The sequence below is a fragment of the Paracoccus binzhouensis genome, from assembly GCF_016446475.1.
Classification (GTDB): Bacteria; Pseudomonadota; Alphaproteobacteria; order Rhodobacterales; family Rhodobacteraceae; genus Paracoccus; species Paracoccus binzhouensis.
Window position 1 is genome coordinate 1 of the sequence record NZ_JAEHFP010000169.1, and the last position, 6,585, is coordinate 6,585.

At 69.6% G+C, this 6,585-nt stretch carries 7 protein-coding genes; all 7 read left to right on the forward strand.

From position 1 onward, the window contains the following. On the forward strand, positions 1-193 hold a 193-nt coding region (locus tag I9P22_RS22640), incomplete at its 5' end, for a DAK2 domain-containing protein (protein WP_199262334.1). Between the two features lie 186 nt (positions 194-379). Continuing rightward, positions 380-1,441 carry a 4-hydroxythreonine-4-phosphate dehydrogenase PdxA gene (locus I9P22_RS22645; RefSeq protein WP_199262336.1) on the forward strand — a complete coding sequence of 354 codons (1,062 nt, stop codon included), beginning with the start codon at positions 380-382 and terminating at the stop codon, positions 1,439-1,441. Positions 1,442-1,476: 35 nt separating this feature from the next. After that, positions 1,477-2,469, forward strand: coding sequence for a tripartite tricarboxylate transporter substrate binding protein (locus I9P22_RS22650; RefSeq protein ID WP_199262338.1), 993 nt, complete (start codon positions 1,477-1,479; stop codon positions 2,467-2,469). Positions 2,470-2,539: 70 nt separating this feature from the next. Further along, complete coding sequence (locus tag I9P22_RS22655; protein ID WP_199262340.1) at positions 2,540-3,052, forward strand: tripartite tricarboxylate transporter TctB family protein; 513 nt, start codon at positions 2,540-2,542, stop codon at positions 3,050-3,052. A 12-nt stretch (positions 3,053-3,064) separates the two neighbouring features. After that, the gene (locus I9P22_RS22660) at positions 3,065-4,570 is read left to right on the forward strand and encodes a tripartite tricarboxylate transporter permease (RefSeq protein WP_199262342.1); all 1,506 of its coding nucleotides are present in this window, start codon (positions 3,065-3,067) and stop codon (positions 4,568-4,570) included. A 24-nt stretch (positions 4,571-4,594) separates the two neighbouring features. Next, positions 4,595-5,992: an SAF domain-containing protein gene (locus I9P22_RS24900; RefSeq protein ID WP_199262344.1), complete on the forward strand. Its 1,398-nt coding sequence runs from the start codon at positions 4,595-4,597 to the stop codon at positions 5,990-5,992. A 10-nt stretch (positions 5,993-6,002) separates the two neighbouring features. Continuing rightward, the coding region (locus tag I9P22_RS22670; protein WP_199262346.1) for a four-carbon acid sugar kinase family protein at positions 6,003-6,585 on the forward strand (583 nt) is incomplete at its 3' end.

A 6,585-nucleotide genomic window follows, 5' to 3' on the forward strand; every position in this document is an offset into this window, starting at 1 on the left:
CGCCGCGCTGGCCGAGGCCTGGCAGCGCGCCGCGGCGCGCGCGACCGAGGCGGCCGAGGCGACGGCGCAGCTGAGCCCGAAACTGGGCCGCGCCCGCCCGCTGGCCGAACGCAGCATCGGCCATCCCGATGCCGGCGCCGTCTCTCTGGCGCTTTGTGCGCGGGTCGTGGCCGAGGAACTCGCGACCGTCTGAGCGACGCGGCATGGCTTTCGCCGACGGTGCCGACCTGCGCGGCGCCGTCTTTCTTCTGTAAGAATAAATATTAAAATCAAAAGGTTCTCGCGGAATTTTTTCATTGGGTGCGGGAAGAAAATCGTGGACGCGATGCAAAATTCTGTATACAGCATACTGAACAGACGCTGAGGGAGGGATTCGGACATGCGGATGGCATTGGCGATCGGGGATGCGGGCGGTGTCGGGCCGGAACTGGCGGCAAAGCTGCTGGCCCATGACGAGATGAAGGACCGCGACGTGATCGTGGTGGGCGATGCCCGTGTCCTGCGGATGGGGGCCCAGCATGCGGGGGTCGATCTGGACCTGCCGGTGATCGCCGCCGACCGCCTGGGCGAAGGGCTGCCCGCCGGGCGGGTCATGGTCGATCTGGCGAATTGCCCGGTCGAGGGGCTGCGCCTGGGCGCCTCCTCGGCCGAGGCCGGAGCGGCCTCGCTGCAGAATTTCGCCGCCGTTCTGCGCCTGGCGCAGGCCGGGCTGGCCGATGCGGTGATGTTCACCCCCTTCAACAAGCATTCGATGCGCCTGGCACGTCCCGCCTATGTCGACGAGATCGGCTTCATCGACGCCACCCTGGGCGCGACCCGCAGCGGGCGGGAATTCAACGTGCTGGACGAGGTGTGGAACGCCCGCGTGACCTCGCATATCCCGCTGCGCGACGTGGCCTCGCGTCTCAGCGTCGAGCGGATCCTGGACAGCATCCGCCTGACCGTCGAGGTGATGGAGGGTGCCGGCAAGGCTGCGCCGCGCATCGGCGTGGCGGCGCTGAACCCCCATGCCGGCGACGGCCGCAATTTCGGCGACGAGGACGAGGACATCATCGCCCCCGCCGTCGCGCGTGCCGCGGCCGAGGGGCTGAAGGTTGCCGGCCCGATCCCCTCGGACACTGTGTTCGTGCGGGCCACGCGCGGCGAGTTCGATGCGGTGCTGACCATGTATCACGACCAGGGCCAGATCGCCATGAAGCTGATGGGCTTCGACCGGGGCGTTACGCTGATCGCGGGCTACGGTTTCCCGATCGTGACGCCGGCGCATGGCACGGCATTCGACATCGCCGGCCAGGGCAAGGCTGATCTGGGCGCGACGCTGGCCGCCGCCCGGCTGGGCTTCGACCTGGCGAAACTGAACCCGGCCCGCGACGAACAGCGCCCGCTGCAGGCGGGCTGGGCCGCGCAGCCGGTCGGGGAAAGCGCATTCGCAGCCGGCTGAGGGGGCCGGCCGGAAAAACGGAGGAGGAGAGAGACATGACACTCAGAAACATCGGAACCGTCGCGGCCCTGGCGCTGCTGACCGCGCTGCCCGCGGCGGCGGAATGGGCGCCCGAGCGGCCGCTGGAATTCGTCGTCGCCTCGGGCGCCGGCGGCGGCACCGACAATTTCGCCCGCACCATCCAGTCGATCCTGACCAAGGACAAGATCATCGACCGGCCCATGGTGGTGCTGAACAAGGGTGGCGGCTCGGGGGCCGAGGCGTTCCTTTACGCCAAGCAGAACGCCGGCGACCCCCACAAGGTGATCTTCGGCACCAACAACGTCTATCTGCTGCCGCATATCGCCAAGCTGGCCTACAAGGCCGAGGACCTGCAGCCCGTCGCCGCGCTGGCGATGGACGAGTTCCTGATCTGGGTCAAGGCCGATGCGCCCTACCAGACCGCCGGCGACCTGATCGAGGCGGCCAAGGCCGAGCCCGGCAAGCTGCCCTTCGGCGGCAGCCAGTCCAAGGATACCGACGAGACCCTGGTGGCGCTGATCGAGCAGACCACCGGCGCCGATTTCAAGTATGTCCCCTTCAACGGCGGCGGCGAGGTCGGCGTGCAGCTGGCCGGCGGCCATGTCGTGGCCAATGTCAACAACCCGAACGAGAACCTCGGCCAGTGGCAGGCCGGCGCCGTGCGCCCGCTTTGTGTCTTCGCGCCGCAGCGCATGGCCGAGAGCGAGCCGATCCACGACGGCAAGGGCTGGCACGACATCCCGACCTGCAAGGAGCAGGGGCTGGAGATCGAGAGCTACCAGATGCCGCGCACCGTCTGGGTTCCGGCCGGCGTTCCCGAGGAGGCGGTCGCCTTCTACCGCGACGCGCTGAAGCAGGTGACCGATTCGCAGGAGTGGAAGGACTACCTGGGCAAGACCTCGCAGACCGGCGCCTTCCTGACCGGCGAGGAGCTGCAGACGTTCATCGCCAACAGCGAGGCCAAGACCGTCGAGGTCTTCAAGGCCGAAGGCTGGAGCGGCGAGTAGGCCGCATCGGAACGGCCCGCCGGCCTCTGCCCGGCGGGCCTTTCCCTGCAGGACGGCGAAGGGGGGAGCCATGACAGTCAGACGTTTTCATGCCGAGATCGGCACCGCCATCGGCACCGGCGCGCTTGGCCTGGCCGCGGTGATCGGCGCGGCCGAACTGGGCTATGGCTGGGAGGAGAGCGGCCCGCAATCGGGCTATTTCCCGTTCTATGTCGGGCTGATCCTGATCGGCGCCAGCCTGTGGAACCTGGTGGCCGCCTTCCTGCGCCATCGCAGCGCCCAAGCCCATGCCGCCGCCGGCGGCGAGATCGAGGAGCCGTTCCTGGACGGCGAGCGGCTGGGGCGCCTGGGCCGCTTCCTTGCCGCCATGCTGGTCTTCGTGGTCGCGACGCTGACGCTCGGCATCTATGTCGGCTCGGCCGGCTATATCGCCTGGAACGCCTGGCGGCAGGGCGGCTATCGCCTGCCGGTGGCCCTGGTGTTCGGCATCGGCTTTGCCGCCGCGCTCTACCTGATCTTCGAGGTGGCGTTCCTGATGCCGCTTCTGAAGGGGCCGATCGAGCCCCTGCTGGGCATCTACTGAAAGGGCGGGGCAATGGGAAATTTCGATCTGCTGATCCATGGCTTCGGCATCGCCATCACGCCGATGCACCTGATGCTGATGGTGGTGGGGGTGCTGCTGGGCCTGGTCGTCGGCGTGCTGCCGGGGCTGGGCGCCCCCAACGGCGTCTCGCTCTTGATCCCGCTGACCTTCACGCTTGACCCGACCTCGGCCATCATCCTGCTGTCCTCGATGTATTGGGGGGCGCTGTTCGGGGGCTCGACCACCTCGATCCTGTTCAACATCCCGGGTGAGCCCAGTTCCGTCGCCACCACCTTCGACGGCTATCCAATGGCCAGGGCCGGGCAATCGACGCGGGCGCTGACGCTCGCCTTCATGTCGGCGGGGATCGGCGCGCTGCTGGGCGTGATCGTCATCACCCTGCTGGCCGGCTGGGCCTCGAACTTCGCGCTGCGCTTCGGGGCGCCGGAATATTTCGCCGTGTATTTCCTGGCCTTCGCCGCCTTCATCGGCATGGGCAGCGCCGCGCCGGTCAAGACCGTGGTGTCGCTGGCCACCGGGCTGCTGCTCGCTTCGGTCGGCATGGACAACGTCACCGGCGAGGTGCGGCTGACCTTCGGCTTCTCGGACCTCCTGGGCGGCATCAGCTTCCTGGTGGTGGTGATCGGCCTGTTCGGCATCGGCGAGCTTCTGGCGACCGTGCAGGAGGGGCTGTCGTTCCGCGGCGTCTCGTCCCGCATCGACCTGCGCGACGTGCTGCGCACCATCGCCGAGCTGCCGCGCTATTGGGCGACCTCGGTGCGTTCGGGCCTGGTCGGGATCTGGATGGGCATCACCCCGGGCGGCCCTACCGCGGCATCCTTCATGTCCTACGGCATCGCCCGGCAATCCTCGCGCAAGGGCAAGCCTTTCGGCACCGGCCGCCCCGAGGGCATCATCGCCCCCGAGACCGCCGACCACAGCGCCGGCACCTGCGCCATGCTGCCGATGCTGGCGCTTGGCGTGCCGTCCTCGGCCACCGCGGCGGTGATGATGGGCGGGCTGATGATCTGGGGCCTGACGCCGGGGCCGATGCTGTTCGCGACCAAGCCGGATTTCGTCTGGGGCCTGATCGCCAGCATGTATATCTCGAACGTGGTGGGGGTGATCCTGGTGCTGCTGACGGTGCCGATGTTCGCCGCGCTGCTGCGCATCCCCTTCGCCATCATCGGGCCGATGATCGTCGCGATCTGCTTCGTCGGCGGCTATACCGTCTCGAGCGCCAGTTTCGATTTGTGGCTGGTGCTGGTCTTCGGCCTGGTGGGCTATCTGTTCACGCGGCTGGACTATCCGCTGGCGCCGCTGGTGCTGTCGATGGTGCTGGGCCACAAGGCCGAGAACGCCTTCCACCAGTCGATGATCCTGTCGGATGGCTCGCTGTCGGTGTTCTTCTCGAACCCGCTGGTCGGCTCGATCATGACGCTGGCGCTGGCGCTGCTGATCCTGCCGAAGCTCTTGCATCTGGGTGGGCGGCTGCGGCGTCGCCAGCCGGTCGAATAAGCCGCATAACAGAAGGGGCAGGGCATGAACCATCTGCGTCATTTCGCCGGGCGCGAGACCCGCGAGGTCGAATGCGCCATCATCGGCAGCGGCGGCTTCGGCCGCAGCTTCCTGTCGCAGGCGCGGCATGTGCGGGGGCTGCGCTGCCGCGCGGCCTTCGACCGCGACACCGCCATCGCCGCCGCGGCGCTGGCCTCGGTCGGGCATGACCGGGCCGACATCGCCGAATGCACCGACGCCGCCGCGATCCGTGCCGCCTGGGCGGCGGGCCGCGCCATCGCCGCGGCCGACCCGGCCCTGGTCGCGGAATTGCCGGTCGAGGTGGTGCTGGAAGCGACCGGCAATCCCGAGGCCGGCGCCCGCCACGCCCGGCTGGCGATCGAGGCCGACAAGCATGTCGTCATGGTCACCAAGGAAACCGACAGCGTCGTGGGCCCGATCCTGGCCCGCATGGCGGCGGCGCGCGGCCGGGTGGTCTCGCCGGTCGACGGCGACCAGCCCAGCCTGCTGATCGGCCTGGCATCCTGGGCCGAGGTGGTCGGCCTGGATCTGGTCGCCGCCGGCAAGTCCAGCGAATACGACTTTGTCTTCGACCCGAGCTCCGAGACCATCACCAGCAACGGCGTCACCGTCGCCGCGCCCGGCTTCGGCGCCTGGATCCAGGCCGGCGGCCGGCCCTGGCCCGAGGTCGCCCAGGCCCGCGCCGAACTGGCCGCCGCCTTGCCGCAGCGCGCGGTCCCGGACCTGTGCGAGATGACCGTGGTCGCCAACGCGCTTGGCCTGCGGCCCGACCGCGCCGACCTGCGCGCCCCCATCGCCCGCATCACCGAGATCGCGGATTTCATGGCCCCGCGCGCCGATGGCGGGCTGCTGGGCACGGTCCCGGCGCTCGACGTGTTCCACTGCCTGCGCCTGCCGGGCGAGCCGAGCTTTGCCGGCGGGGTCTTCGTCACCGTCGCCTGCAAGGACGATGAAAGCTGGGACATGCTGCGCGACAAGGGCCATGTGGTGGCCCGGAACGGCCGCACGGCGATGATCGGCCTGCCGCGCCACCTGCTGGGGCTGGAAGCGGCCACCACCGTCTTCGAGGCGGCGCTGCTGGGCCAATCCTCGGGCGCGGCGCTGCCGCGGCCGGTCATCGACCTGACCGCCCATGCTGACCGCGACCTGCCGGCGGGCACGCTGCTGTTGGCCGAGGGGCATCATCACACCATCGCCCATGTGTCGTCGCGCATGACGCCGGCCGTGCCGCTTTCGGATGCGGCGCCCATCCCCTATTACCTGGCGGCCGGGCGCCGGCTGGTGCGGGACGTCCGGGCCGGCGCACCGATCACCTGCGCCGATGTCGAGTGCGACGAGGGTTCGGAACTCTGGCGGCTGCGGCAGGCGCAGGACGCCGTCGCGCCGGGCGACTGGACCTGAGGGGGCGACCATGCTGCTGGGCTGCATCGGCGACGATTTCACCGGCTCCTCGGATCTGGGCAACACGCTAGTCAAGGGCGGGATGCGGGTGGTGCAGTATTGCGGCATCCCCGACGTCCCCGCCGATCCGGCGGTCGAGGCCGGGATCGTCGCGCTCAAGACCCGCTCGGTCGCGCCAGAGGAGGCCGTCGCCCAGTCGCTGCGGGCGCTGGACTGGCTCAGGGCGCAGGGCTGCCGGCAGATCCTGTTCAAATACTGCTCGACCTTCGATTCCACGGCGCGGGGCAATATCGGCCCGGTGGCCGAGGCGCTGGCCGATGCCCTGGGCGCCGGGGCGGTGATCTTCTGCCCGGCCTTCCGGGCGACGGGCCGCACGGTCTATCAGGGCCATCTGTTCGTCGGTGACCGGCTGCTCAGCGAAAGCGGCATGGAGGCGCACCCGCTGACCCCGATGACCGATCCCGACCTGCGCCGCTGCCTGGCCGCGCAAAGCGGGCGCGGCATCGGCCATGTCCCGGCCGCGACGGTCTGGGCCGGCGCGCCGGCGATCCGCGCCCGGCTGACCGAGGAGGCGCGCGCCGGCCGGCCCTTCG

What these genes read in the sequence shown, in the direction of transcription:
- I9P22_RS22645 (WP_199262336.1), top strand. Translation starts at nt 380, where the DNA reads ATGCGGATGGCATTGGCGATCGGGGATGCGGGCGGTGTCGGGCCGGAA.
- I9P22_RS22650 (WP_199262338.1), top strand. Translation starts at nt 1,477, where the DNA reads ATGACACTCAGAAACATCGGAACCGTCGCGGCCCTGGCGCTGCTGACC.
- I9P22_RS22655 (WP_199262340.1), top strand. Translation starts at nt 2,540, where the DNA reads ATGACAGTCAGACGTTTTCATGCCGAGATCGGCACCGCCATCGGCACC.
- I9P22_RS22660 (WP_199262342.1), top strand. Translation starts at nt 3,065, where the DNA reads ATGGGAAATTTCGATCTGCTGATCCATGGCTTCGGCATCGCCATCACG.
- I9P22_RS24900 (WP_199262344.1), top strand. Translation starts at nt 4,595, where the DNA reads ATGAACCATCTGCGTCATTTCGCCGGGCGCGAGACCCGCGAGGTCGAA.